This is a genomic window from Streptacidiphilus sp. PAMC 29251 (genome assembly GCF_054208735.2).
On the sequence record NZ_CM135725.2, the window covers coordinates 3,006,204 to 3,031,426 of the forward strand.

Sequence of the window (25,223 nt, forward strand, 5' to 3'; positions counted from 1 at the left end):
TCCAAGCGGGACCAGCGAAGGGCCGTAGGACTTCAGAGGGATATCGAGAAGCGAATCCCCAACCACAGGGTGATCAGCTCCCGGGAGGCCGCATGGCAGACTACTGCCCCATGGGGGAACCGAAGCGGGACCACGAGGGCGCCATTGACGCCGTACGTCCGTCCGGTCCCGTCGTCCCCGACGGAACCGCCGCACGCACTGCCGCACCCACCGGCGCCAGCCCCGCCCAGGACTCGCCGACGCGGCCGGCCGGCTGGCGACAGCGGCTGTGGCACCCGCTGCGCGGACACTTCCACTCCCCCGGCCGCCCCCGGCTGTGGTTCGAGCTGCTGCTGATCGCGATCAGCTACTGGCTCTACTCCCTGGTGCGCAACGCCGTCCCGGAGATGCAGGGCCAGGCCGAGCAGAACGCACACGACATCTGGCACTTCGAGCAGACCCTGGGCTTCGCCTGGGAGAGGTCGATCAACCACGCGATCGACTCGGTCACCTGGCTGATCACCGGGATGAACTACTACTACGCGACGCTGCACTTCATCATGACCATCGGCGTCCTGGTGTGGCTGTTCCGCCGCCAGCCCGGACGGTACGCCGCAGCCCGGCTGTCACTCTTCGTGACCACGGCGATCGCCCTCTTCGGGTACTACTTCTACCCGCTGGCCCCGCCCCGGCTGATGAGCGGCGGCGGTTTCATCGACACCGTCGCCAAGCACCACACCTGGGGATCGATGGCCTCCGGCGACATGGCGAACGTGTCCAACCAGTACGCCGCGATGCCCTCGATGCACATCGGCTGGTCGCTGTGGTGCGGCCTGACCATCGCCTTCCTGGCCCGGCGGCGCTGGGTCCGGGTGCTGGGGCTGCTCTACCCGATGGTCACCCTGGTGGTGATTGTGGCCAGCGGCAACCACTTCTTCATGGACGCGGTGCTCGGCGCCTGCTGCACCGGGGTGGGCCTGCTGGCCTCTCGGCTGGTCTACGGGCGCTGGATGTTCGCCTTCCCGCGCGAAGCTGCGCCCCCGGTCCGCCCCAGCGACGCGGGGGACGACACCCGCCCCAGCCGCGAACCGGTCACCGCCAACCGCTGAGAGCAGTGCTCTCCCTCCGCTTGAAGCGGTGCTCTCCCCCTGTCGAGAGCACCGCTCTCGTCGTTAAGCACCGCTCTTGCTCTGGGGCGCCGCCCGCCCAGCACCGAGAGCACCGCTCGCACCTCGCGGGGCACCGCCCTCACCGCGCCGAGAGCACCGCTCTCGTCTCAGAGCCCCGCCCTCACCGCCGAGCGCCGCCCTGACAAGGCGGATGTCACCCGTAGAACAGTGCTTCCACCACGATCCGCGCCTGCCGCGCCCGCCGCCGGTAGTCGTCCACCATCTCGCCCGCGTGCCCGGCCGGATACCCGAGGTAGCGGGCCACCCCGGCCAGCTCCTGCGGGTCGCCCGGGAAACTGTCCCCGGCCCGCCCCCGCACCAGCATCACCGCGTTCCGCACCTGCGACGCCTGCACCCAGGCCGCCGACAGCACCTCGGCCTGCTCGGGATCCAGCAGCTCCGCCCGCACCGCGGCGGCAAGCGCCGCACCCGTCCTGGTGGTCCGCAGCCCCTCCACCCGGTGCCCGTGCTGCAGCTGCAGCAGCTGCACCGTCCACTCCACGTCGGCGAGACCGCCCGGGCCGAGCTTGGTGTGGGTGGTCGGGTCGGCCCCGCGCGGCAGCCGCTCCCGCTCCACCCTGGCCTTGATCCGCCGGATCTCCAGCAGCTCGGCGTCGCTCACCCCGGCGGCGGGGTAGCGCAGCGGGTCTATCAAGCTGACGAAGGCCGAGCCCAGCTTCGCGTCCCCGGCCACCGGCGCCGCCCGCAGCAGTGCCTGGCTCTCCCAGGTCCGGGACCAGCGGCGGTAGTAGGCGGCGTACGAGCCCAGGGTGCGCACCAGCGGGCCCTGCCGGCCCTCGGGCCGCAGATCGGCGTCGATCAGCAGCGGGGGCTCGGTCGAGGGCAGCTGCAGCAGCCTGCGGACCTCCTCGAACACCGCGCGGGCGGCGTTGGCCGCCCTGGTCTCGTCGGCGCCGGGGAGAGGTTCGTGGACCACCATCACGTCCGCGTCGCTGCCGTAGCCCAGCTCCCCGCCGCCGTACCGGCCCATGCCGATGATGGCGATCCTGGTCGGCAGCGGCTCCCCGGCCTGGGCCTCCCAGCCGGCCACGCAGGCGCTCAGCGCCCCGCCCAGGGTGGCCGTGGTGAGGTCGGTCAGCGCGGTCGCCGACGCCGCGACGGCCTCGGCCGGGCTGTCACCCAATCGGCCCAGTACATCGGTGGCACTTGTCCGGAACAGCTCCCGGCGGCGCACCGAACGGACCGCGGCGACGGCGGACGGGGCGTCGGCCGCCCGGCCCACCGCCGACTGGATCTCCCGCTCCAGCGCCCGCAGGCCGCGCGGCACCAGGCCGTCGCTGTCGCCGAGCAGGGCGACCGCCTCCGGCGCCCGCAGCAGCAGCTCGGGGGCCAGCCGTCCGGAGGAGAGGATCCGGGCCAGGTTCTGCGCGGTGGCGCCCTCGTCCCTGAGCAGCCGCAGGTACCAGGGGGTGGAACCGAGGCTGTCGGAGACCTTGCGGAAGTTGAGCAGCCCCGCGTCCGGGTCGGCCGAGTCGGCGAACCAGCCGAGCATCACCGGCAGCAGGGTGCGCTGCAGCGCGGCCCGGCGGCTGACGCCGGTGGCCAGCGAGCGCAGATGGCGCAGCGCGTCGGCGGGGGCGCGGTAGCCGAGGGCCGCGAGCCTGGTCCTGGCCGCGGCGGCGGACAGCCCGGTGAGCTCACTCCCGGTCAGCTCGATCCCGCGCCCCGCCCCGTTCTCCTCGGCGCCGAGCCGGGCCACCGCGTCCAGCAGCGGGCGGTAGAACAGCTTCTCGTGCAGCCGGCGCACCTCGCGGGCGTGCCGGCGCCACTCCTGGCGCAGCTCCTCCACCGGGTCGGCGCGCAGCCCCAGCGAACGGCCGAGCCGGCGCAGGTCGTCCTCGCCGGTGGGCACCAGGTGCGTGCGGCGCAGCTGGTAGAGCTGGATCCGGTGCTCCATCGCCCGCAGGAAGCGGTACGCGGAGTCCAGCGCGGCGGCGTCGGCGCGGCCCACATAGCCCCCGGCCGAGAGCGCGGCGAGCGCCTCCAGGGTGGTGGAGCTGCGCAGGCTCTCGTCCGCGCGGCCGTGCACCAGCTGCAGCAGCTGCACCGAGAACTCGACGTCCCGCAGGCCGCCGGGACCCAGCTTCAGCTCCCGCTTGACCTCGGCGGCCGGGATGGCGTCGATCACCCGGCGCCGCATCTGCTGCACATCGGGGACGAAGTTGTCCCGGTCGGCCGCGTGCCAGACCAGCGGGCTGACCGCGTCCACATAGGCCCGGCCCAGCTCGGCGTCGCCGGCCACCGGGCGGGCCTTGAGCAGGGCCTGGAACTCCCAGGTCTTGGCCCAGCGCTGGTAGTAGGCGAGGTGGCTGCCGAGGGTCCTGACCAGGGGTCCGTTCTTGCCCTCGGGGCGGAGGTTGGCGTCGACCGGCCAGATCACGCCCTCCCTGGTGGTGTCCGAGCAGAGCCGCATCAGCCGGGCCGCGAGCCGGGTCGCGGCCTGGACGGCCCGGCCGTCGTTCTCGGCGGTGTCCCCGTTGCCGTTCGGCCGGGGTTCGGCCACGAAGACCACGTCGACGTCGGAGACGTAGTTGAGCTCATGGCCGCCGCACTTGCCCATGGCGACCACGGCGAGCCGGCAGGCCGCGGCGGAGGCCGGGTCCTCCTCGGCGGCGATGTCCAGGGCGGCCTGCAGGGTGGCCCCGGCGAGGTCGGCGAGCTCCGCGGCGGTCTGGCCGATCTGGGTGGTCCCGGTCAGGTCGCGGGCGGCGATGCCGAGCAGGCAGCGGCGGTAGCCGGTGCGCAGCGCGTCCTCCCGGGGCTCGTCGGCGTGCCGCTCCCAGATGTGGGAGTACAGCGTCCGCAGGAACTCCTCGGGCCCCGGGTGGATGTCGCTGAGTTCGAAGGTGACCAGGGCGTGCCAGTCGTGCGGGTGCCGGGCCAGGTGGTCGCCGAGGGCGGCGCTCGCGCCGAGGACGCCGAGCAGCCGGTCGCGCAGCGGCTTGGCGGTGGTGACCGTGTCGAGCAGGGTGCGGCAGTCGGCCGGGGTGCAGGCCTCGGCGAGCCGGGCCAGGCCCTGCAGCGCGAGATCCGGGTCGGCGGTGGCGGCCAGGGCGTCCAGCAGCACAGTGTCGGTGGCATGCGGGGCGAGCGCCGGCTCGGCGAGCCGGCGGACCGCGGCGTCGGGGTCGATGAACCCCCGGCGGACCAGCCGCGCCGCCGGGTTGCTGCGCCGCGCGTGCCGATCCGTCAGATCGGTCGGGCCGCTGGTGCCGTCCGCACTGGACAAGGCAGTTCCCCTCAGACGCCGGAACGGAACGTCGAATCCTCGAATCCTCGAACAAGATCCGAGACTACGTGCAGAGAGCGCCCGCAGCTACGTGGCTTCGTCGGCTCGTGTCCCCAACTTCGGCTACTTCGGCTACTTCGGCTACTGCGGCCTCTTCGGCGTTCTTCCCCGCGCGGCCCCGTGACCCCGCTCCCGCCGCGGCGTTGTCACCACGTGGAGACGACCGCCCGTACCGCCGTTCATCCCGCCGCCCGTGCCACCCCCCGTCATGCCGCCCGTACCACCGCCCCGCAACGCGACCGGCTGCCCTCGCTGACCGGGCTGCGGTTCTGGGCGGCGCTGCTGGTGGTGCTCTACCACCTGAGCCGGGAGTACCGGCCGCTGCCCTGGATCAGCCCGCTGGTCTGGTACGGCCGGGACGGGGTGACCTTCTTCTTCGTCCTCTCCGGCTTCGTCCTGGCCTGGTCCTACGCGGACACCTGGTCCTCCCCGGGCACCTGGTCCTCCCCGGGCGGGGGCCTCCCGGCGACGGTGTTCTACTGGCGCCGCCTGGTCCGGATCGGTCCCCTGCACCTGCTGGCGACCGGCCTCGCGGTGGGGCTGACCCTGGCCCTCGGTGCGGCCGTACCCCTCCGAGCCACCCTGCTGTCCCTCCCCCTGCTCCAGGCCTGGAGCAGGACCACCGCGACGGCAGGCAACCCGGCCGCCTGGTCCCTCAGCGCCGAGGCCTGGTTCTACCTGCTGCTCCCGCTGCTACTGCCGTTCCTGCTGCGCCGCGGCAACCGCGCCCTCGCAGCGGTGGGCATCCTCGCCGCCGGCTGCGGGCTGCTGCTGTGGCTGGGCATCGGACCGGTCGTGCCCGCCGCCGACCGCGGCTGGCTGCTCGACTACTTCCCGCTCTTCCGCACCCCGCAGTTCCTGCTCGGTGCGGTCACCGGCCTCGCCGTCCGCCGCGGCCTCCGCCTCAGGCTGCCGGTCGGCGCGGCCGTGGCCGGCCTGCTGCTCTGGCACCTGGCGCTGATCCCCTGGCACCACGCCGTCCCCGACTCCCGCTGGTACGGCCCGTACAGCGCCTCCCAGTTGCTGGTGGCCCCGCTCTTCGCCGCCCTGATCGCCGCAGCCGCCGCCCGCGACGCCGACGGCCGCACCGGCCGCCTGGGCGGCCCGTGGATGCGGCGGCTCGGCCACTGGTCCTTCGCCTGGTACCTGATCCACCAGACCTGCATGCGAGCCATCCTCGCCACCCTCGGCCCCCCACGCGGCCTCTGGCCCACCCTCGCCGGCTGGCTCCTGGTCCTGGCCGTCAGCCTGGCCCTCGCCGGCGTCCTCTACACCTACGTAGAACGCCCCCTGGAAGCCCACCTCCGCACCCGCGGCCCCGGCCGCTACACCCCACCCCCACGCCCACACCCCCTACTTCCCGGTGCCCGCACCCCGTCCCCCACCCCCGAGCCGACGCCCGCCGGCAACCCCCAGCCCCAGCGACGCTGACCACGTCCACAGCTTGCAGAGCCCAGCTCAGCAGGTTACATTTATTTCAGATATAGACTGCCCCGCAGGAATGAAGCTGGAGGCTGACACATGGCGCGCAGCAGTGTCCTTGCGGAAGCCACCAAGGTCGATCCGCACCCGTCCCATCAGGCAGAACTGACCGCGACCAGTCGGCTGACGGCAAGCGAGGTCAAGGTGATACTGCGATCGGCGGACGGGAGCGAGCAAATTCTTCCCGCCGAGCTCATTGAGATCCTGATCGCCTCGGCAGGCCAGTTGGCACGTGGGCACGCGGTGACCGTGCTGGCCTCCGAGACCGAGCTGACCCCGGCTGAAGCCGCTGAGATGCTGGGTCTGTCCCGACCTTTCGTCGTCCGCCTGCTCGACTCCGGCGACATCCCGTCGACCTACCTCCCCGGCAGCCGACACCGGGTCGTTCGCCTGGCCGACGTGCTGACCTTTCAAGCCCGTCGCGACCAACGCCGCGAGGGCCGCAGGAAAATCGCCGACACCATCGAAGAAGCCGGCCTGCCGTACTGATCCCGACCAAGACAGCACCGAACGTTCAAGGGGGAGCCGGTACTGATGCGGGTTTTCGTGGACACCAATGTCCTCTTCCCGTTCTCCGTGATGGATCTGATGCTGGCTCTTACCGAGGACTCCATCCATGAGATCGTCTGGTCGGAACGCCTGCTCTCGGAGTGGGAACGGGTGATTATCCGCGAACAGCACCGCTCCACCGCGTCGGCCGCGGCCGTCACCCGAGCGATCCGCCAATTCTTCGCCGACTCCGAGATCCCAGAGACGGCATACGCCCACCTTGTGGAGCAAATGCCGGGCGACGACCCTGACGATCGCCACCACACGGCTGCGGCCTTGGCCGCCAGGGCCGAAGCGCTCATCACCTGGAATCTCGCCGACTTCCCTGCTGCCGCCCTGGCCGACCTCGGACTGCGCGTACTGGACCCCGACACTTACCTGTGCGAGCTCTATCGCGAACTGCCAGACGAGGTATCCGACACCGTAATCAGGCTGGCCTCAGAAAAGCGCAATCCACCGACAACAGTCCGCGAAGCCCTCAACCGCCTCACCAAAGCGGGTCATCAAAGTTGATGGGTCGTCAGCTTTCCGCGTGCCCTTCGGGTGGTTGCGCAGTGTGATCGCAGGCGTTGGCTCCGGCGGTTTCGGAAGCCGTAGGCCTTGCGGGCTTCGAGCTTGATCACGCGGTTGTTGCCTTCGGATGCGGCGTTCGTTATGCCGGTTTTGATGTAGTTTCTCGATGCCGTGCCACCACTGGTCGACGGTTTCGGCGAGGGTGACCAGTTCGACCAGGTAGGGGCGGTCGGCACAGAAGGCCTGGAAGCGGTAGCGGGCGGCGGAGACCGCGGAGCGGTCGGGAAGGACGTGGGCGTGCTTGGCGGTGAGCCGCAGCAGGTCGCGCAGGAGCTCCTTGGCACGCCAGCCGTCGAGGATCTGCTTGCCGTAGGTACCCATATCGGTCAACTCGTCGGCAAGCGTGGCCAGTTCTGTGGTGGTGAGGTCTTCCTTGTTGCGGCGCAGGAGCTTGCGGACGCTCCAGACGGGGTCGCCCTTGCGGGCGCGGCGGCCGTGGTGCCTCCAGGTGAGGCGGCGGCGCAGGTCGGCCAGGTGGCGCTGGGCGAGCTGGACGACGTGGAAGCAGTCCACGACGATTCGGGCGTGGGGCAGGGCGGTGCGCACGGCGGCGCGGAAGGTGGCGCACAGGTCGATGGCCACGTACCTGACCCGCTGTTTCCAGGTCTCGGGCTGGAGGGTGAGCCAGGCGGCGACGGAGGCGGCGTTGCGGCCCTCGACCTGCCCGAGCAGGCCCTGGCCGCCGACCGCGTCGACGAAGCCGATATGCCAGGCGTCGGCGACCAGTTCCCATGTGCCCGTTTCGGGGTTCTCCCGCCAGACCGGCTTGCCCCTGCGGGTCTCGTCGATGCCGACGGCCTCGGTCACGGGCGGCTGATCAGGCAGGACGAGCTCGGCGTACTGTTCGAAGGCAGCTTGGGCAGTGGGCCAGGAGATGCCCAGGTCACGGCCGGCCTGTACGACCGTGCGGCCGTCGTCGGCCACCACGCGTCCGGCCTCGCGCCGCAGCGCGCGGGTCAGCCGGGCCCCCGCTGGCACCTCGCGGACCTGCTCGGTGAACGAGCCGCGCGGGCACAGCGGTTCCGCGCAGAACCAACGGGACTTGTGCCAGTGCAGATCCACACGTCGTCCACCGTAAGGAAGTTGGCGGGGGCGGGTGAGACGTGGGCCCTTCCTCGTCGTGGAGAGCACTCCGCACTCCGGGCATGCCCGCGCACCCTCGTCCACCGTCGCCACGTGCACGACGAGAGCCGGCCCGACCTCCTCCACCTTGATCACCCCCAGCCCCTCCAGGCCCAGCAGCAGTGTCGCGTCCGTATCGGCACAGGTATCGTTGATGTTCGAGCCCGCAGGTGTTCGTGATCGGTTTCTCTAGACAAGAACCATGATCACCAATCCCTGCGGGCTCCTTGCATCCGGGGCACACCACACCCGGCATCGTCACCCAACGTGACAGTCAATTGGCTCAAGCCGCTGACGGCCCATCAAGTTTGAAGACCCACCAAAGCGGGGCTACCCGCGTTCGCCGACCTGATCCTCCATGCCCTCGACCCAGGCAGCTAAGCCTCCCCACGATGGAACACCACGGGCGGCTCGACTGGCGACTTCGAGATGATCGCGTCGCGGCCCGGCCAGCCGCACGAATGGGTCGCCTCAGCCTGCACAGCGGACTGAGTACACATTGGTCCTGCAACGGCCCTCAACCGGCCGATTCTTCTTCGGCCCCAGCACCGTCCGTCTCACGGCGCGGAAACCGCTCCATAGACTTTCGACATGACCAGTCCGGACTTCACCCACCTCCTTCGCATCGCCGAAGAGCTGGCGGAGAACCTCCGCCGCTCATCAGCAAGATCGAGATCAGTCGCGGTGAGATCGTCATGATGATGTCGCCGTCGACTCGGCACGGATTCAACGCCAACCGGGTCCAGGTCCAGCTCATCCACCAGATCCCCGACGAACTGATCGCCGCCGCCGAGCCCGACATCACGGATCGGGTCCACGGCATCAGGCGGACCCCGGACGTCGCCGTCGTCGACGCGGAGGCGCTGAAAGCGGACGAGAAGGCGTTGTCCACCCAGGATGTCCACGCCGGGTTCGAGATCGTGTCGCCCTCGAACCCGGAGAACGACCACAAGGACAAAGTGGTCGACTACGCGCGGATGCAGATCCCGATCTACGTGATCATCGATCCGCGCGACGGCACGATCCTCGTCCACGACGAGGTGACCGCCGCCGGCCACTACGGCCGTCTGCAGCCCCACCGCTTCGGCGACACCGTGCACATCGACCCCTGGATGCTCCGCACCGACACCCTGGAGCTCTACGGACCGACCGTCATGGCCGGCCACCCGAAGCCCTGATCGGTGGGGCCTCGGCGGTCAGCCCACACCATCGCCCCGGATCAGCCAGCGGTCACCGACGATGGCCCAGGTCGCCGACCTGGGTATTGTGTGGAGCGCGTGCGACAGACTGCGACCGACCGCTGAAGAGTGGTCAGGATGAACGGTGGCTCACCGCTGATTCCGGTGCGGGCGTCCTAGAGTTCCTCGTCTCGCGCCAGGATCAAGCTGACAGTTCCGTCCTCAAGATTGACCCCTGGGTCCAGATGCATGTGGTAGCCGTTGTGTAGCTCGGGCGAGGTCAGATCGTCGAGTTGCTCAGCGAGCCATCGAAGGCCCGCCACGTTGCCGGAGATCGTCACTTCGTTGGCCGAGCCGTACACCTTGATCCGGGGTTCCTCCATGCCGATACGCTAACTCAAGGCGCTTTCGATTTCGCGCTGCCTTGCCCCTCGATGCGAACTACCGGCGGTTCGGTCGTTGAGGCCCCGTCCTGGTCAACGAGTCCACTGGGGTCAGCGATTCACCTGAGTTAGACATCAGGGCAGGCTGCTGCTCGTAGTATGGGGCTATGCTAGAGGAGCCAGCGTTGTCTATCACCGCCTCGACCCCATCAAGCCCTGAAGCATGGTTACATTCTCCCGAACATCAGCGCGTCCGTTTCTTCGGGCTCTTGGCGGTCGCATCATTCGGGCTTTCTTTGTTGCTCCTCGCTCTCATGGTGATCTTGTGGTGGCCGTTTCGCGGCTTTTACTTCTATGATGTGAGCGGAGAAGTAGTCAGTCGACTGTCCCCCTTCTTCCTGCCAACGCTGATATTCCTGCTTGCGGGCGGGTTCTTGCTGACGTCTCGCAACGGTCAACGTGCAAAATTCGATGCCCGGCAGCGACAGCTCGACCATGACGTCGAAATTGTCTCTCGGCAAGCAGAGTTGATCGCGCAAGGCGATCCGCAGCACGCAGAGATCTGGGCCCTGACCAACGAGCGCCTACGCGGCTATCATGAACGCGCCTACCGTCAGGCTGATCAGAGTTTCCGCAATGCCCAGTGGGCCATATTCGGCGGATTCATCATCGTGGCCGGCACGGCTGCCATCGCAGCTTGGAAAACCACGCTTTCCACCTCCTCCAGCATCGTTCTTGGTGTGATTGGCACCGTAGGGGCTGGGCTGGCTGCGTACATAGGACGTACGTTCTTGCGTTTGCAAGAGACGACAGCGAACCACATGCGGTCGTATTTCGATCAGCCGCAGGAAACCTTCCGCTACTTGCTGGCCGAGCGTCTGGTGAGCCGCCTTCCAGAGGCACAGCGGACGCAGTCGGTCGAGCACCTTGTTCAAGCTGTCATGCTTTCTGGGTTTTCAGTCGAACAGGCCCGATCCGCCCTGAGCTCGCCAGCAACAGAATCGACCGCACAAGAATCGGAACCTCGTTCTGAAAGTTAGGGGCGGGCACCGCTGTGGAACCCGATGGCAACTTGGTGCAGCCCATGCCAATCCGGCGACAGACCGGCCAGGTCGGCCAGGTCGGCGTGTCGACCCACGAGCCGAAGGTCTGATGCCTCGCACGGCTCCAAGACGGCGAGCGATGCGTTGGATCGGCTCGTCAGTCGCCTGAATATCCCCAGAAAAGGATCTCGGTCGGCTCCCTCTCTGACAGTCTCGACTGAGACGTCCGGTTCGTCCGGGTTAGTCTGGATGGGCGAGACAGGAGATTCCCGGCATGGCTTCCAATACCACCACCTCACGCACAGCCCCCGAGCCCGACCCGGCCCCGCGGCCGAAGCGGCGCACGTTCACGGCGGAATACAAGCTGCGGATCGTCGCTGAGTACGATGCCGCCCCCAGCGGGGAGAAGGGCGCGGTCCTGCGCCGCGAGCGGTTGTACCACTCGCACATCATCGAGTGGCGGGCCGCGCGAGACGCCGGAGCGATGGCCACGCTCGCCGACCGGCGGACCTCGCCCGCACGCCCCAAGAGGCCCGCCGAAGCAGCCGAGGCCGAGCGGCTGCGCAAGAGGCTGGCCGTCGTGGAACGGGAGCTGGCGCAGAAGGACGCCGCCCTGGAGCTGCTGGGAAAAGCTTCCGCACTCTTGGAACTGCTCTCCAAGAGTGCGGGCTGAAAGCCGAGGCCGAGCAGGTCGCCGACGAGCTCTTCCAGTCGCTGGAGCGGGAGTTGAACACCACTGCGGCCTGCCGGCTGACCGGTCGCTCACGGGCCACGCACTACCGTCGGCTCAAACCCGCCCCCGCCGCGCGAGCGCGCTCCGCGCCCCTCGCCGCCCTCAGCTCTGGCTCCGGCGGAGCGCGCGCGGATCCTGGCACTGATGAACAGCCCGGCCTATGCCGAACTGGCACCTGCCCAGATCTGGGCGCGCGAACTGGACGAGGGCCGCTACTACTGCTCAGTGCGCACGATGTACCGGATCCTGGAGGCCCAGGGCCAGACCGGCGAGCGCCGCCGCCAGGCCACCCACGCCGCCAAGTCCATCCCCGAACTCGTGGCCACCGCCCCCTCGCAGGTCTTCAGTTGGGACATCACCAAACTGGCCGGACCAGACAAGGGCATCTGGTACCACGCCTACGTCATCATCGACATCTTCAGCCGCTACGTCGTCGGCTACACCGTGGAGATGGCCGAATCGGCCGAGCGCGCCGAGGAGTTGATCAGCGAGACCGTCGAACGCAACGGCATCGCCCCCGAGCACCTGCACGCGGACCGCGGCACCTCGATGACCAGCAAGAAAGTCTCGCAGTTGCTCATCGATCTGGGCGTGACGCGCTCGCACTCGCGCCCCAAGGTCTCGAATGACAACCCGTACAGCGAAAGCCAGTTCAAAACCACGAAGTACATGGCCGACTACCCGGCGCGGTTCGACTCCCTGAACCACGCACGCGAGTGGTTCGACTCATTCATTGCCTATTACAACCATGAGCATCGCCATTCGGGCATCGGGCTGCACACGCCTGCGTCCGTGCACTTCGGCACCGCCGGCCAAGTCCAGGACCAGCGCGCCGTCACGCTCAACGAGGCATACGCCCGCCACCCCGAACGCTTCGCCCGCCGCCCCCGCCCGCCCAAGATCCCCGATCAGGCGTGGATCAACGACCCCGCCAAACGCAGAGAACCCGAATCAGCACAACAGAGCGCATAACCGTACGAACGTCTCATTTGACTTGACACGTTCCGGCTCGCCCTCGGAGTTGTGCAGGACGGCGCACCTGCCAAACCAGCGCTCGCTGGCAAGCGGCACGATCACATCCACGTGTTCTCGCGTCAACTGGTCGGTGCCGGCACTCTGGCGAGCCTCGTCGACCGACACCGGCTAGACAGTGTTGTAGTCGGCCTCCAGATCCTCCTGGTAGGGGACGTAGTAGTTCCAGCTGGATGCGCCCACGGCAGCCTGCCTTCCTCGACCAATCTGAACGGACAGTGCGGCGCAAGCTACCAAGGGGCACTGACAAGCCACCTCACCGTGCGCTGTTGACCGACCTCGCACGGCCCCATGGCAGCCCCGACGTCGTGCCTCAGAACTGCTCCTGCATCAGTTGCCATCGGGCAGCGTAGTTCCAGACCACAACTGCGCGTGACAGGGTGGGCGAAGTCTGGGATGCTCCACGCCATGTTCTTGATCGCTGCCGAAACGGCCGACACCTACTCACCTACCGGGGTCTACGTCTTCTTGATCCTGCTCGGCGTCGCCGGCGTTGGCTGTGGGATGGCTCTCTGGCTCAATCTCCGCAACTACCGTGACCGAATCATCACTAACTCGAAGAGAGGCGCAGAGAGGCGCATGCTCGGAAGTGGCAACCTGGCTATCGGCGGCCAATCAGCGCCAAGTCACCTGAAAATCAAACTCTTTGGGGCTTCCATCGTGATAGCAAGCGGGATAGTGATCTTGATATCCATAGTTTCGTTGGCCAAGCACGACTGACGCCGTTCAGCGCAGCGGGGTGGCGCGCTCTCGCCAGATACAGGCCCTGGCCGGTCTCCTGCGGCTCCGCAGGAACCACGACGGCCCGTAGGCGGCCCAGAGGGAATCAAGAAGCCCGGCACCAGTGAATCACTCCACTGGTGCCGGGCTTCACGCGTCAGCCGTCAAGCGCGTGACCTGCGGCTACAGCACCGGGAGGTTCTTCCTCAGCTCGTAGGCGCTGACCTCCTGGCGGTACTCCTCCCACTCCTGGCGCTTGTTGCGCAGGAAGAAGTCGAAGACGTGCTCGCCGAGGGTCTCCTGGACCAGCTCGCTGTTCTGCATCAGGTCGATGGCCTCGCCGAGGTTCTGCGGGAGGGGTTCGATCCCCATCGCGCGGCGTTCCATGCTGCTGAGGGCCCAGACGTCGTCGTCCGCGCCGGGGGGGAGTTCGAGGTTGTCGGCGACGCCCTTGAGGCCGGCCGCCAGGATGACGGAGTAGGCCAGGTAGGGGTTGCAGCCGGTGTCCAGCGAGCGGATCTCGACCCGGGTCGAACCCTGCTTGCTGGGCTTGTACATCGGCACCCGGACCAGCGCGGAGCGGTTGTTGTGGCCCCAGCAGATGTACGAGGGGGCCTCGCCGCCGGCGCCGGCCGAGCGCTGCGAGCCGCCCCAGATCCGCTTGTAGGAGTTGACCCACTGGTTGGTGATCGCGGCGATCTCGGCGGAGTGCGCGAGCAGCCCGGCGATGAAGGAGCGGCCGATCTTGGACAGTTGGAACTCCGCGCCCGCCTCGTGGAAGGCGTTGCGGTCGCCCTCGAACAGGGACAGGTGGGTGTGCATGCCCGAACCCGGGTACTGCGAGAACGGCTTGGGCATGAAGCTGGCGTGCACGCCCTGCTCCAGCGCGACCTCCTTCATGACCGAGCGGAAGGTCATGATGTTGTCGGCGGTGGACAGCGCGTCCGCGTAGCGGAGGTCGATCTCCTGCTGGCCGGGGGCGCCCTCGTGGTGGCTGAACTCCACCGAGATGCCCATCGACTCCAGCATGGTGATCGCCTGCCGGCGGAAGTCGTGGCCGACGCCGCGCGGGGTGTGGTCGAAGTAGCCGGACTGGTCCGCCGGGGTGGGCACGGTGCCGTCGCCCGGGAGGTCCTTCAACAGGAAGAACTCGATCTCGGGGTGGGTGTAGAAGGTGAAGCCCAGCGCGGCGCACTTCTCCAGCGTCCGCTTCAGCACGTAGCGCGGGTCCGCGTACGACGGGGAGCCGTCCGGCATCAGGATGTCGCAGAACATCCGGGCCGTGCCCGGGGACTCCGAGCGCCACGGGAGTATCTGGAACGTCGCCGGGTCCGGCTTGGCCAGCATGTCCGACTCGTAGACCCGGGCGAAGCCCTCGATCGCGGAGCCGTCGAAGCCGATGCCCTCTTCGAAGGCCTGGTCGAGCTCGGCGGGAGCCACGGCGACGGACTTCAGAAACCCGAGGACGTCCGTGAACCACAGTCGGACGAACCGGATGTCGCGCTCTTCGAGTGTGCGGAGAACAAACTCCTGCTGCTTGCCCATGGCGACAGTCTCACCTCTGCTCTTTACGATTACGTTACGTGAAAGCGGCCACCAGGGGCAGCACTCCGCGCGCTGACTTGTCCGCTGGTCGCATCATCGCAGATTCGGCGCGAAGAAAAAGTCCGCATACGGACCCCCGTGCGAGCCCCGACCGTGCGGCTCAGCTGACGACGCGGCCGAAGTGGGTGGGCCAGTAGCCGGTGGACAGCACGGACACCCGGACGTCGATGCCGGGGCGGGGCGCCTCGATATACCGACCGTCACCGAGGTAGAGCGCGACGTGGTGGATCCCGGACGCGCGGCTGCTGGTGGACCAGAACAGCAGGTCGCCCCGGCGCAGGTCACTCGCGGTGATCGGGAGGGTGGCGGTGAACTGGTCGGCGGCCACCCGCGGCAGCTGCACCCCGGCCCGGAGGAAGGCCTGCTGGACCAGGCCCGAGCAGTCGTAGCCGTTGGGGCCGTTGCCGCCCCAGACGTAGGGCTTGCCCAGCTGCGCCGAGGCGAAGGCGAGGGCGGTCTCGATCGAGCCCGAGGGCACGGTCGTCGGGGGCTTCGACGGGGCGGACGGTGCGGACGGACCCGAAGGCCCCGTGGGACCTGGCGGGTTGGGGCCGACCGGCGGGGGCTTCGGCAGCGGCTTGGGCGTCGGGGTCGGCGCGGCCGCGGAGCCCTTGGTGTACCGGAGGTAGACGTCGTAGTGGGTGGTCCAGCGCCACTCCTTGTCACTGGCCCGCTGGAACCAGTAGCGCGTCCCGTCCCAGCCCTGCCGCAGCGGGGCCGCACCGGTCGGCGCGGGCGGCGGCTTCGGCGTCGTCGGCGGCTTGGACACCGGCGTCGGCTTCGCCGTCGACCCGCTCGGCGTCACATGCTGCAGGTAGATGTCGTAGTGGCTGGTCCAGCGCCATGCGCCGTTGGAGCGGAACCAGTAGCGGTGGCCGTCCCAGCCGGGGCGGGTCGGCGCCGCCAGCGCGCTCGCGCCGGACGCGGTGGCCAGGCTGGCTCCGGTCCCGGCGACGGTGCCGCTGACGGCGACCAGCGCGCTGGTCGCCGCGGCGCGGACCAGCGGATGGCGCGGGTACGGGTACGGGTGCGGATGCCGCTTCGCGGCGGGTGCGGCCGCCGCGGCGGCGGTCGCGGTGCAGTGGGTGCAGCGGCAGGCCGCGGTCCCCACCGCCAGGGCGTCGAGTTCTATGAAGGCAGTGGTCATACCTCGCGTGCTCCGTTCAACGATGCGGTCGCAGGGACCTTGGCGGCGGCGGTGACGGGGGTGGCGGCGGGAGCGGGAGCGGGGGTGGGAGCGGGGGTGGGAGTGGTCTGGCTCTGCGGCGGCAGCACCTCGGCCGGGGTACTGACCGCCGGCAGCGTGAGGAAGGCCGTGACCAGGTCGCGGACCAGACCGGTCCTGGCCTCGCCGTCGAAGTGGACACCCTGGGTGTGCTCCAGCCGGGACACGGCCAGCGCCGCGGTCTCCAGCGCGTCGCCGACGATCACCTCACGGGTGCCCGCGTCCAGCTCGGCCAGCCGGCGACGGCGCAGGGCCCGGCCGAACTCCCCGGTGTAGTCGAGGGCGACGGCCTGCGCGGAGTAGACCGAGATGCCGACCGGCGCCGCCTCGGCGGTCAGCAGCCGGGTGAGCTCGCCGTCCAGCCACTGCCCGTCCCGGAGGCACGGGCCCGGGCTGGCGAAGCTGTCGCAGGGCAGCGTCGAGGTGACCCGGCGCAGCGCGGCCTCGGTCGCGGCGGCCAGGTAGGCGCGGTGGTCCTGGACCGCGAACTGGGCCCGCGCGGTGTCGCGGACGGCCCAGACCAGCAGCACCTCGGCCTGGACCGGGGAGCCCTCGCGGTCGGTGGCGGCGATCGGCTCGCTGCGCCAGTGGCGCACCCGTACGTCCACCGCACGCCGCCTGAGCAGCGGGTTCACCCAGACCAGGCCGGTCCGCCGGACCGTGCCCCGGTAGCCGCCCCAGCGGCTGAGCACCCGTGCCGTGCCGACCGGGTTGGCCATCAGCCCCAGCACCGCGACCACGCCGACCAGGGCGCAGCCGCCGAGCAGCGGCCAGGCGTGCGGCAGCGTCCCCCGCCGCAGTTGCACCAGGACGGCGCCGGCCACGGCCGCGGCCGCGGTGAGCAGCCCGGCCCAGCCGGGGAGGACGAAGCGGGCCGGACGCTCCCTCAGCTCGGCGTCCCCACGCGGCGGACGGCGGACGGACGTGCTGGCGGACGTGCTGGCGGCGGATCGGCCAACGGTGTTGGCGGGGTGGCTGACGGGGCTGGCTCCGGCGGGCGTGCTGCGCTGATCCACGTGGATGGTCTCCCTCTGGGGCGCGTTCCTGACTGAACGTATCTTTATATCCGACAAATAGTCAAAAGCAGGAGATTGCCGTCTATTAAGGGTGTCCCCTCGTCCGGCCCACCCCGAACCCCCATAGCGTCGGTTAGACGATTAGGCTGGGTCCGTGGCCTACCTACGCATCGCGCTGAACCAGATCGACACCACCGTCGGCGACATCGCCGGGAACGGCGACCTCGTCCTCCGCTGGACCAGGCACGCCGCCGAGCAGGGCGCCGACCTGGTGGCCTTCCCGGAGATGGCGCTGACCGGCTACCCGGTCGAGGACCTGGCCCTGCGTCCCTCCTTCGTGGACGCCTCCCGGGCCGCGCTGCTGAACCTCGCCCAGCGGCTGGAGGCCGAGGGCCTCGGCTCCACCGCCGTGGTGGTCGGCTACCTGGGCCGGTCCACCACCTCCTCGCCCAAGCTGGGCCTGCCGGTCGGCTCGCCGCAGAACTGCGCGGCGCTGCTGCACGGCGGCAAGGTGGTCACCCGGATGGCCAAGCACCACCTGCCCAACTACGGCGTGTTCGACGAGTTCCGCTACTTCGTGCCCGGCGACACCCTGCCCGTGGTCCGGCTGCACGGCGTGGACGTGGCCTTCGCCATCTGCGAGGACATCTGGCAGGACGGCGGCCGGGTGCAGGCCGCGCGCCAGGCCGGGGCCGGGCTGCTGATGGTGGTCAACGCCTCCCCCTACGAGGCGAACAAGGACGACTCCAGGCTGGAGCTGATCCAGAAGCGCGCCGCCGAGGCCGGCTGCACCCTGGCCTACGTCAACCAGGTCGGCGGCCAGGACGAGCTGGTGTTCGACGGCGACTCGGCCGTGGTCACCGCCGCCGGCGAGGTGCTGGCGCGGGCCCCGCAGTTCGAGGAGGGCTGCATGCTGGTCGACCTGGAACTGCCGCAGGCCACCGAGCCGGCCCAGGGCAGCCGCTTCGTCGCGGACGGCCTGGAGATCGTGCACACCGTGCTCTCCGAGGAACCGCTGCCGGAACCCGCCGAACGGGTGACGCCGGGTCAGGCTCCCCGTCTCGGCGAGGAGGAGGAGATCTACGGCGCCCTGGTCGTCGGGCTGCGCGCCTACATCCAGAAGAACGGCTTCAAGTCGGCGCTGATCGGCCTCTCCGGCGGCATCGACTCGGCGCTGGTCGCGGCGCTGGCGGTGGACGCCGTCGGCGCCGAGAACGTGCACTGCGTGTCGATGCCCAGCGCCTACTCCTCGCAGCACTCCCGGGACGACGCCGCCGAGCTGGCCCGGCGCACCGGGCTGCACTTCCGCACGGTGTCGATCGCGCCGATGTTCGACGCCTACATGGGCGCGCTGGGGCTGACCGGCCTGGCCGAGGAGAACCTGCAGTCCCGGCTGCGCGGCACCATGCTGATGGCGATCTCCAACCAGGAGAACCACCTGGTGCTGGCCCCCGGCAACAAGAGCGAGCTGGCCGTCGGCTACTCCACCCTCTACGGGGACTCGGTGGGCGCGTACGGGCCGATCAAGGACGTCTACAAGACGCTGATCTTCCGGCTGGCGACCTGGCGCAACCAGGCGGCGGTCGAGCGCGGCGAGACCCCGCCGATCCCGGAGAACACCATCCTCAAGCCGCCGAGCGCCGAGCTGCGCCCGGGGCAGGTGGACACCGACTCGCTGCCGGACTACGACCTGCTGGACGCGGTGCTCACCGCCTACATCGAACGGGACCTCGGCCGGGCCCAGATCCTCGCCGAGGGCTACGACCCGGCGGTGGTGGACCGGGTGGTCCGACTGGTCGACACCGCCGAGTACAAGCGCCGGCAGTACCCGCCGGGCACCAAGATCTCGTCCAAGAACTTCGGCCGCGACCGCCGCCAGCCCATCACCAACCGCTGGCGCGAGGCGCCCTGACCCGTCACCGGTCGCCGCCCACACCGGCCTGCACGGCTACAGCTGGATGTGGGCGCCGATCGGCAGGTGGTCGCTGCCGGTCTCCGGCAGGGTCCAGGCGTCGGTGGGCTTCACTCCCTTGGTCATGATCTGGTCGATCCTGGCCATCGGGAAGAAGGCCGGCCAGCTGAAGCCGAAGCCCGACCCGGCCGAGCCCTGCGCCGAGCGCATCTGCGAGGTGACCGGGGCCAGGCTGCGGTCGTTCATGGTGCCGTTGAGGTCGCCGAGCAGCACCACCCTGGACAGCTTCTCGGCGGCCAGCGCCTGCCCCAGCGCCGCGGCGCTGTTGTCGCGCTGGTTGGCGGTGAACCCGCTGTCCAGGTTCACCCGTACCGACGGCATGTGCGCCACATAGACGGCGACGTCGCCGTGCGGGGTGGCGACGGTGGCGCGCAGGGCCCTGGTCCAGCCGATCTCGATGTCCACCTTGCGGCCGTCCGACAGCGGGTACTTGGACCACAGCCCGACCGTGCCCTCGACCAGCCGGTAGGGGTACTCGGCGGCCAGATCCCGCTGGAAGGTGTCCAGTTCGTTGCCCGCGGCCAGCTCCTCCAGGGCGATGACGTCCGGCTTGGCCGCCTCCAGCACCTTGACCGTGCCGGCGATGTCGGTGTTGCCGGCGTTGACGTTGTGCTGGACCACGGTGAAGTCGTAGGAACCACCGCTCTTGTCTGTGAGCAGTGCTCCGAAAAGGTTCACCCACACCAGCGCCGGCACCAGCAGCACGATCAGCGCCGTCGCCGACCTGCGCAGCAGGCCCAGCACCAGCAGCACCGGGATCGCCAGGCCGCTCCAGGGCAGGAAGGTCTCCACCAGACTGCCCAGGTTGCCGACCCGGTTGGGGATCTCGGCGTGGAACAGCAGCAGCAGCGTGACCAGCACAGCGAGCACGGCCAGGATCCGGCCGCGGCGCCAGGTGGAGTGCCCTCTGGCGTCCCGCCCCCAGCCGCCCACTCCGGGGATCCTCGAACGCGGCGACTCGCCGCCGACCGTGTCCCGCTGTGCCTGTGCGTATGCCATGTGCCTACCCAACGTGCCGTTCCGTCCCTGGTGCCACCCTATGGGGAGGAGGACGTACGACCCGCTCGAACAGGTTCCGACTTGCGCTAAAAAGTCCGATCTACACATCCGGGACGGTCGGGGCGGCCGGAGCAGCCGCAGCAGCCGATGGCGATGCGGAAGGCGCCACCGCGGGCTCGACCGGTCGTGGGCCCAGCCCCTGCAGCAGGGTGTCCACGATGGTCGCCGACAGCGTCGGATCCTCCAGCGGCGCGCCCGGACGCAGCAGGCTCCGCGACAGCATCGGCCCGATGAACAGCTCACCGAGCAGGTCGAGGTCCATGTCCGCGCGGATCTCGCCCTGCTCCACCCCCCGGGCCAGCAGCCGCCGCAGCCGCGCCCGCCGGGGGTCGACGACCTGCTCGTGGTAGCGCCGGTAGAGCTCCGGCATGGACCGCAGTTCGTTGGCCACCAGACCGAGCGAGGTGTGCGAGCGCCGGGCCAGCGCGGCCCGCCGCAGGTACTCCAGCGCCGCGACCAGGGCGTCCCGTACGCTCCCCTCGGCGGCGGCCGCCGAGGGCTCCGGCTCGTCCAGCCGCTGCAGGATGTCGATCAGCAGCTCCTCCTTGTTGGGCCAGCGCCGGTAGATGGTGGCCTTGCCCACACCCGCCTCGCCGGCGATGCCCTCGATGGAGAGCAGCGCCAGCGGATAGCCCTGCTCCAGCAGCCTCAGCACCGCCCCGACGATCGCCTGCTCGGCCGCCTCGCTCCGCGGCCGCCCCCGCCGCGGGGCGGCGGCAGCCTGCTCCGCGGCGGGGGCGTGTGCGCCGACGGGGGCGCGGGCAGCGGCGGCAGCCTCCGCGGCGGCGTCTTCGCTCGTCGTCCTGGTCACCCCGCTATCCTGCCGTCTCGTCCTGCGCCCCCTGGCCAGGGGCGTCCGGCGCACCCGCCCGCCCCGGCAGGTCCGCCTTGCCCGGCAGGAAGGCCAGGGACACGATCACCCCGATCACCGCGACCCCGCACGAGGCCAGCGCCGTCACATGCATGGCGTGGACGAAGGCGTCCTTCGCCGGGTCCACCAGCGCCGCGGCCCGTGGGCCGATCTTGTCGACGATGCCGAGGGTGCCCTCGATGGACTCCCCCGCCGGGGCCCGCAGCGGCGCGGGCAGCGTGCCGAGCTTGTCCTGGATGCCGCTGCGGTAGGTGGTGGACAGCAGCGCGCCCAGGATGGCCACCCCGAGCGAGCCGCCGACCTGCCGGAAGGTGTTGTTGACGGCGGAGCCCGAGCCGGCCTTCTCGCGCGGCAGGGTGGACATGATGGTCACCGTCGCCGGCGGCATCACCAGGGCCATGCCCGCGCCCTGGAAGAAGGCCAGCACCTCCAGCACCCAGATGCCGGTGTCCCGGCCGAGCAGCAGGAAGCCGGCGAAGGTCGCGGCGATCATGAACAGTCCGGTGGCGCAGGTCGCCTTCACCCGAAGCGGTCGACCACGAGCCGGGCCCGCGGCGACACCAGCAGCTGGGCGACGGCCAGCGGCAGCAGCAGCAGCCCGGCCTGCAGCGCCGAGTAGCCGCGGACGCTCTGCAGGTAGAACACCGAGAAGAAGGTGACCCCCATCAGCGCGAAGAAGGTCAGCCCCACCGCGACCACGGCGGCGGAGAAGTGCTTGTTGCGGAACCAGCCCATGTCCAGCACCGGATTCCGGCTGCGCAGCTGGTAGAGCACGAAGCCGGCCAGCACCAGGATCCCGACCAGGATCGGCACCCAGGACTGGGTGATGGTGAAGTCGGCGACCTGGCCGCCCTTGATGATCCCGTAGACCAGCGAGACCAGGCCCACCACGGAGAGCAGCACGCCCAGCGGGTCGAGCTTGCCGGGGTTGGGGTCGCGGGAGTCCGGGACCAGCCAGACCATCCCGATCAGCGCCAGCACCACGATCGGCACGTTCACCAGGAACACCGAGCCCCACCAGAAGTGGGCCAGCAGCAGACCGCCCGCGATCGGGCCGATGGCGATGGCCAGGCCGACCGCGCCCGACCAGATGCCGATCGCCCTGGGCTGCTCGTCGCGCTCGAAGACGTTCATGATGATCGCCAGCGTGGCCGGCATCACAAACGCGCCGCCGAAGCCCATCGCGGCCCGGTAACCGATCAGCTCGCCGGGCGAGTGCGCCATGGAGCAGAGCAGCGAGCCCGCCCCGAAGATCACCATGCCGAAGAGCAGGGTCTTCTTGCGGCCGATCCGGTCGCCGAGCAGGCCTGCGGTGAACAGCAGCCCGGCGAAGACCAGGGTGTAGGAGTTGATGGCCCATTCGAGCTGGCTCTGGGTCGCGCCCAGCCCGGTGGGGGCGGGGCTGGCGATGGTCTTCATCGCGACGTTGAGGATCGAGCTGTCCAGCACGACGACGAGCAGGCTGAAGATCAGCACGGTCAGGATCGCCCAGCGGCGCCGGTGGATCGCCTCGGGGACCCGGCGCGCGGCGGTGGCGGCGGGGGATGTGGTGGTCATAGGGACCACGCTACGCCCATTTACGATACGAGCCCGTCTCGTATCGTAAATCTTCTGCCAAATCCTCGGCACGGATCCCCGCCGCCCCGCCCCTTTGCGGCCGGGCTGCCGCGTGTCAGCATGGAGGTGATCCGGGGACGCCCTCCGTGGCGCCACGAGACGACACCAACAGGAGACCAGCCATGCAGCACGGTTCGCTTCCGCCTGCCGCCACACCTGCCACCGCGCCTTCGTCCGCGCCCACGACGCCCGCCGCACCCGCGAAGGCCCAGGCGCAGACCCAGCAGTCCCTCTACGGCGGTGTCACCTCCCGCCGTGTGACCGTCCGCGACCTCGCCGCCGCCAAGCAGCGCGGCGAGCGCTGGCCGATGCTCACCGCCTACGACGCGCCCACCGCCGGGATCTTCGACGAGGCCGGCATCCCGGTGCTGCTCGTCGGCGACTCGGCCGGCAACGTCCACCTCGGCTACGAGAACACGGTCCCGGTCACCATGGACCAGATGGTGATGATGTCCGCCTCGGTCGTCCGCGGCACCAAGCGCGCGCTGATCGTCGCCGACCTGCCCTTCGGCTCCTACCAGGAGTCCCCGCCCAGGCACTGCACAACGCGGTACGGCTGATGAAGGAGGCCGGGGTCGGCGCGGTCAAGCTGGAGGGCGGCGAGCGCTCCGCCCCCGCGACCGAGCTGATGGTCCAGGCGGGCGTCCCGGTGATGGCCCACCTCGGCCTCACCCCGCAGTCCGTGCACGCCTTCGGCGGCTACCCGGTCCAGGGGCGCGGCGACGAGGCGGCCCACCAGCTGCTCCGCGACGCCAAGACCGCGGAGGCCGCAGGCGCCTTCGCGCTCGTCCTGGAGGCCGTCCCGGCCGAGCTCGCCGCGCAGGTCACCGCCTCGCTGCACATCCCCACCGTCGGCATCGGCGCGGGCGTCGGCTGCGACGCCCAGGTCCTGGTGTGGACCGACATGGTCGGCCTCACCGGCGGCCACGTGCCGAAGTTCGTCAAGCAGTACGCCGACCTCCGCGCCACCCTCGGCGACGCCGCCCGCGCGTTCTCCGCGGACGTCATCGCCGCCACCTTCCCCGCCGAGGAGCACACCTTCCACTGACCGGCGCCGATACCGCCACCAGGAAGACTTGCATGAATGCAAGTATCATGGATGCAAGTTGCATCCATGCAAGTCTCCTGAAGGTTGGCCGCTGTGGACGGATTCATCGGCCGTAAGGCAGAGCTGGCACTGCTGGAGGAGCAGCTGGTGCCGGTCCGCACCGGCGGCAGGACCGGGCGTCCGGGTCGCGCCCTGCTCATCCGGGACGGCGGCGGGTCGGCAAATCCCGCCTGGTCGAGGAGTTCCTGCGGCGCACCGAGCTGCCGCATGTCTTCTTCACCGCCGCCGGCGGCTCCCGGCAGGACGACCTCGCCCACTTCGGTGCGGACGTGGCAGCGTCCAACCTCCCCGACGCCTCGCGGTTTGCCGACTTCACCGCCCCGCAGACCTGGGACGCCGCGCTCACCCTGCTCTCCGGGGTCCTGCCGCAGGACCGGCCCAGCGTGGTGGTCCTGGACGAGATGCCCTATCTCGCGCAGGAGGATCCGACCTTCGAGGGCACGCTGCAGAAGCTGTTCGACCGCACCCTGTCCCGGCTCCCGGTGCTGCTGATCCTGATCGGCTCGGACATGGCCATGATGGAGGCGCTCAACACCTACGGGCGCCCCTTCTACCAGCGCGGCACCGAGATGGTCATCCCCCCGCTGAACCCGGCCGAGGTCGCCGAGATGCTGCGGCTCGAGCCCGCCGACGCCTTTGACGCCTACCTGGTCTCGGGAGGGCTCCCGCTGATCCTCGAGGAGTGGCCGGAGGGGGCGTCCCTCTGGGAGTACCTGGACCAGGCCGTCACCCGCCCGACCTCGGCACTGCTGGTCAGCGGTGAACGCGCGCTCGCCGCCGAATTCCCCACCGAGGCGCAGGCCCGCAGCGTGCTGAGGGCCATCGGGCACGGTGAGCGCACGTTCTCGCTCATCGCCCGTGCGGCAGGCGACCTCAACTCGGGTTCGCTCCGCCGCTCGCTGGACATCCTCGCCACCAAACGAATGATCGAGGCCGAACTCCCGCTGTCCACCCGGCCGTCCAAGGAGACCCGCTACCGGGTCGCCGACCCGCACCTGCGCTTCTGGCTCTCCTTCCTCGGTCCCGGCCTGCCCGCCATAGAGCGCGGACGGGGCGACCAGGTGCTGGCCACCATCCGTGGCAGCTGGGCCTCCTGGCGCGGACGCGCGATCGAACCCGTGCTGCGCGAGGCCCTGTGGCGGCTGCCCGCCGGACATCTGCCGAGGGCACCGATGTCGTCGGCGGCTACTGGACCCGCACCAACGACCCGGAGATCGACATCATCGGCGCGGACCGCTCCCCCATCGCCAAGCGGATCACCGCGGTGGGATCGGTCAAGTGGCTCGAGAGCAGGCCCTTCGACGCCCGCGACCTCTCGCGCCTCATCGTCCACCGCTCCCAGCTCCCCGGCGCCGACGACTCCACGCCGCTCCTCGCCGTCACCCGCAGCGGCTGCACCGCGCAGGGCGTCCGCGCCATCGGCCCGGAGGAGCTGCTGACCGGCTGGCAGGCCGGGACCTGAAGGTCTGCCGGGTCT

General features: G+C 70.0%; 17 protein-coding genes and 5 pseudogenes. 12 read left to right on the plus strand and 10 right to left on the minus strand.

Annotated elements, in window-relative coordinates:
* Positions 1 to 110: 110 nt before the first annotated feature.
* The gene (locus ACXKR8_RS14070; RefSeq protein ID WP_458273255.1) at positions 111 to 1,088 is read left to right on the plus strand and encodes a phosphatase PAP2 family protein; all 978 of its coding nucleotides are present in this window, start codon (positions 111 to 113) and stop codon (positions 1,086 to 1,088) included.
* A 214-nt stretch (positions 1,089 to 1,302) separates the two neighbouring features.
* On the opposite strand, the gene ACXKR8_RS14075 is transcribed toward ACXKR8_RS14070, so the two are convergent.
* On the minus strand, positions 1,303 to 4,362 hold the full coding sequence (locus ACXKR8_RS14075) for a bifunctional [glutamine synthetase] adenylyltransferase/[glutamine synthetase]-adenylyl-L-tyrosine phosphorylase (RefSeq protein WP_458274979.1): 3,060 nt from the start codon (positions 4,360 to 4,362) through the stop codon (positions 1,303 to 1,305).
* 249 nt (positions 4,363 to 4,611) lie between these two features.
* On the opposite strand from ACXKR8_RS14075, the gene ACXKR8_RS14080 reads away from it, so the two are divergent.
* From ACXKR8_RS14080 to ACXKR8_RS14090, 3 genes are all read left to right on the plus strand, one after another.
* Positions 4,612 to 5,889, plus strand: coding sequence for an acyltransferase family protein (locus ACXKR8_RS14080; RefSeq protein WP_458273256.1), 1,278 nt, complete (start codon positions 4,612 to 4,614; stop codon positions 5,887 to 5,889).
* Between the two features lie 90 nt (positions 5,890 to 5,979).
* Positions 5,980 to 6,429, plus strand: a complete 450-nt coding sequence (locus tag ACXKR8_RS14085) for a helix-turn-helix domain-containing protein (RefSeq protein ID WP_458273257.1) — start codon at positions 5,980 to 5,982, stop codon at positions 6,427 to 6,429.
* A gap of 57 nt (positions 6,430 to 6,486) precedes the next feature.
* Positions 6,487 to 7,002, plus strand: a complete 516-nt coding sequence (locus ACXKR8_RS14090; RefSeq protein ID WP_458273258.1) for a PIN domain-containing protein — start codon at positions 6,487 to 6,489, stop codon at positions 7,000 to 7,002.
* Here the strand turns inward: ACXKR8_RS14090 and ACXKR8_RS14095 are convergent.
* Positions 6,993 to 7,163 (minus strand): annotated as a pseudogene (locus ACXKR8_RS14095) (transposase); the annotation flags it as partial. The gene ACXKR8_RS14090 and the pseudogene ACXKR8_RS14095 sit on opposite strands and share 10 nt — an antisense overlap.
* Before the next feature lie 49 nt (positions 7,164 to 7,212).
* A pseudogene (locus tag ACXKR8_RS14100) lies at positions 7,213 to 8,280 on the minus strand (ISL3 family transposase); the annotation flags it as partial.
* Between the two features lie 365 nt (positions 8,281 to 8,645).
* Here ACXKR8_RS14100 and ACXKR8_RS14105 point away from each other — a divergent pair.
* Entirely contained in the window at positions 8,646 to 9,362 is a 717-nt protein-coding gene (locus ACXKR8_RS14105) for a Uma2 family endonuclease (RefSeq protein WP_458274980.1), read from the plus strand.
* A gap of 176 nt (positions 9,363 to 9,538) precedes the next feature.
* Here ACXKR8_RS14105 and ACXKR8_RS14110 read toward each other — a convergent pair whose 3' ends face one another.
* Positions 9,539 to 9,745: an Imm32 family immunity protein gene (locus ACXKR8_RS14110; RefSeq protein WP_458273259.1), complete on the minus strand. Its 207-nt coding sequence runs from the start codon at positions 9,743 to 9,745 to the stop codon at positions 9,539 to 9,541.
* Positions 9,746 to 9,930: 185 nt separating this feature from the next.
* Here ACXKR8_RS14110 and ACXKR8_RS14115 point away from each other — a divergent pair, with 185 nt between their 5' ends.
* The 4 genes from ACXKR8_RS14115 (at position 9,931) to ACXKR8_RS14130 (ending at position 13,273) form a co-directional block, all read left to right on the plus strand.
* Positions 9,931 to 10,785 (plus strand): TRADD-N-associated membrane domain-containing protein, encoded by an 855-nt coding sequence (locus ACXKR8_RS14115; protein WP_458273260.1) that lies wholly within the window; start codon positions 9,931 to 9,933, stop codon positions 10,783 to 10,785.
* 277 nt (positions 10,786 to 11,062) lie between these two features.
* On the plus strand, positions 11,063 to 11,461 hold the full coding sequence (locus tag ACXKR8_RS14120) for a transposase (RefSeq protein WP_458266979.1): 399 nt from the start codon (positions 11,063 to 11,065) through the stop codon (positions 11,459 to 11,461).
* Positions 11,462 to 11,665: 204 nt separating this feature from the next.
* On the plus strand, positions 11,666 to 12,493 hold the full coding sequence (locus ACXKR8_RS14125; RefSeq protein ID WP_462099892.1) for a transposase: 828 nt from the start codon (positions 11,666 to 11,668) through the stop codon (positions 12,491 to 12,493).
* A gap of 468 nt (positions 12,494 to 12,961) precedes the next feature.
* Positions 12,962 to 13,273, plus strand: a complete 312-nt coding sequence (locus tag ACXKR8_RS14130) for a hypothetical protein (protein ID WP_458273261.1) — start codon at positions 12,962 to 12,964, stop codon at positions 13,271 to 13,273.
* A gap of 183 nt (positions 13,274 to 13,456) precedes the next feature.
* Here ACXKR8_RS14130 and ACXKR8_RS14135 read toward each other — a convergent pair whose 3' ends face one another.
* From ACXKR8_RS14135 to ACXKR8_RS14145, 3 genes are all read right to left on the minus strand, one after another.
* The gene (locus ACXKR8_RS14135) at positions 13,457 to 14,818 is read right to left on the minus strand and encodes a glutamine synthetase family protein (protein ID WP_458273262.1); all 1,362 of its coding nucleotides are present in this window, start codon (positions 14,816 to 14,818) and stop codon (positions 13,457 to 13,459) included.
* A gap of 160 nt (positions 14,819 to 14,978) precedes the next feature.
* Positions 14,979 to 16,025 (minus strand): C40 family peptidase, encoded by a 1,047-nt coding sequence (locus tag ACXKR8_RS14140; protein ID WP_458273263.1) that lies wholly within the window; start codon positions 16,023 to 16,025, stop codon positions 14,979 to 14,981.
* Positions 16,022 to 17,119, minus strand: a complete 1,098-nt coding sequence (locus ACXKR8_RS14145) for an SPFH domain-containing protein (protein ID WP_458273264.1) — start codon at positions 17,117 to 17,119, stop codon at positions 16,022 to 16,024. The genes ACXKR8_RS14140 and ACXKR8_RS14145 overlap by 4 nt, the downstream gene beginning before the upstream one ends.
* Before the next feature lie 154 nt (positions 17,120 to 17,273).
* Here ACXKR8_RS14145 and ACXKR8_RS14150 point away from each other — a divergent pair, with 154 nt between their 5' ends.
* Positions 17,274 to 19,031: an NAD+ synthase gene (locus tag ACXKR8_RS14150; protein WP_458273265.1), complete on the plus strand. Its 1,758-nt coding sequence runs from the start codon at positions 17,274 to 17,276 to the stop codon at positions 19,029 to 19,031.
* Between the two features lie 36 nt (positions 19,032 to 19,067).
* Here ACXKR8_RS14150 and ACXKR8_RS14155 read toward each other — a convergent pair whose 3' ends face one another.
* From ACXKR8_RS14155 to ACXKR8_RS14165, 3 genes and pseudogenes are all read right to left on the minus strand, one after another.
* Positions 19,068 to 20,090, minus strand: coding sequence for an endonuclease/exonuclease/phosphatase family protein (locus tag ACXKR8_RS14155; RefSeq protein ID WP_458273266.1), 1,023 nt, complete (start codon positions 20,088 to 20,090; stop codon positions 19,068 to 19,070).
* Between the two features lie 100 nt (positions 20,091 to 20,190).
* Complete coding sequence (locus ACXKR8_RS14160; protein WP_458273267.1) at positions 20,191 to 20,961, minus strand: TetR/AcrR family transcriptional regulator; 771 nt, start codon at positions 20,959 to 20,961, stop codon at positions 20,191 to 20,193.
* A gap of 4 nt (positions 20,962 to 20,965) precedes the next feature.
* Positions 20,966 to 22,578 (minus strand): annotated as a pseudogene (locus ACXKR8_RS14165) (MFS transporter).
* A 182-nt stretch (positions 22,579 to 22,760) separates the two neighbouring features.
* On the opposite strand from ACXKR8_RS14165, the pseudogene panB reads away from it, so the two are divergent.
* Positions 22,761 to 23,686 (plus strand): annotated as a pseudogene (gene panB, locus ACXKR8_RS14170) (3-methyl-2-oxobutanoate hydroxymethyltransferase).
* Positions 23,687 to 23,779: 93 nt separating this feature from the next.
* Positions 23,780 to 25,208: pseudogene (locus ACXKR8_RS14175) on the plus strand (ATP-binding protein).
* Positions 25,209 to 25,223: the final 15 nt, after the last annotated feature.

Excerpts from the sequence above, each read along its gene's own strand:
- ACXKR8_RS14070 (WP_458273255.1), top strand. The coding sequence starts at position 111 with ATGGGGGAACCGAAGCGGGACCACGAGGGCGCCATTGACGCCGTACGT.
- ACXKR8_RS14085 (WP_458273257.1), top strand. The coding sequence starts at position 5,980 with ATGGCGCGCAGCAGTGTCCTTGCGGAAGCCACCAAGGTCGATCCGCAC.
- ACXKR8_RS14105 (WP_458274980.1), top strand. The coding sequence starts at position 8,646 with ATGGGTCGCCTCAGCCTGCACAGCGGACTGAGTACACATTGGTCCTGC.
- ACXKR8_RS14110 (WP_458273259.1), bottom strand. The coding sequence starts at position 9,745 with ATGGAGGAACCCCGGATCAAGGTGTACGGCTCGGCCAACGAAGTGACG.
- ACXKR8_RS14120 (WP_458266979.1), top strand. The coding sequence starts at position 11,063 with ATGGCTTCCAATACCACCACCTCACGCACAGCCCCCGAGCCCGACCCG.
- ACXKR8_RS14125 (WP_462099892.1), top strand. The coding sequence starts at position 11,666 with ATGAACAGCCCGGCCTATGCCGAACTGGCACCTGCCCAGATCTGGGCG.
- ACXKR8_RS14130 (WP_458273261.1), top strand. The coding sequence starts at position 12,962 with ATGTTCTTGATCGCTGCCGAAACGGCCGACACCTACTCACCTACCGGG.
- ACXKR8_RS14135 (WP_458273262.1), bottom strand. The coding sequence starts at position 14,818 with ATGGGCAAGCAGCAGGAGTTTGTTCTCCGCACACTCGAAGAGCGCGAC.
- ACXKR8_RS14140 (WP_458273263.1), bottom strand. The coding sequence starts at position 16,025 with ATGACCACTGCCTTCATAGAACTCGACGCCCTGGCGGTGGGGACCGCG.
- ACXKR8_RS14155 (WP_458273266.1), bottom strand. The coding sequence starts at position 20,090 with ATGGCATACGCACAGGCACAGCGGGACACGGTCGGCGGCGAGTCGCCG.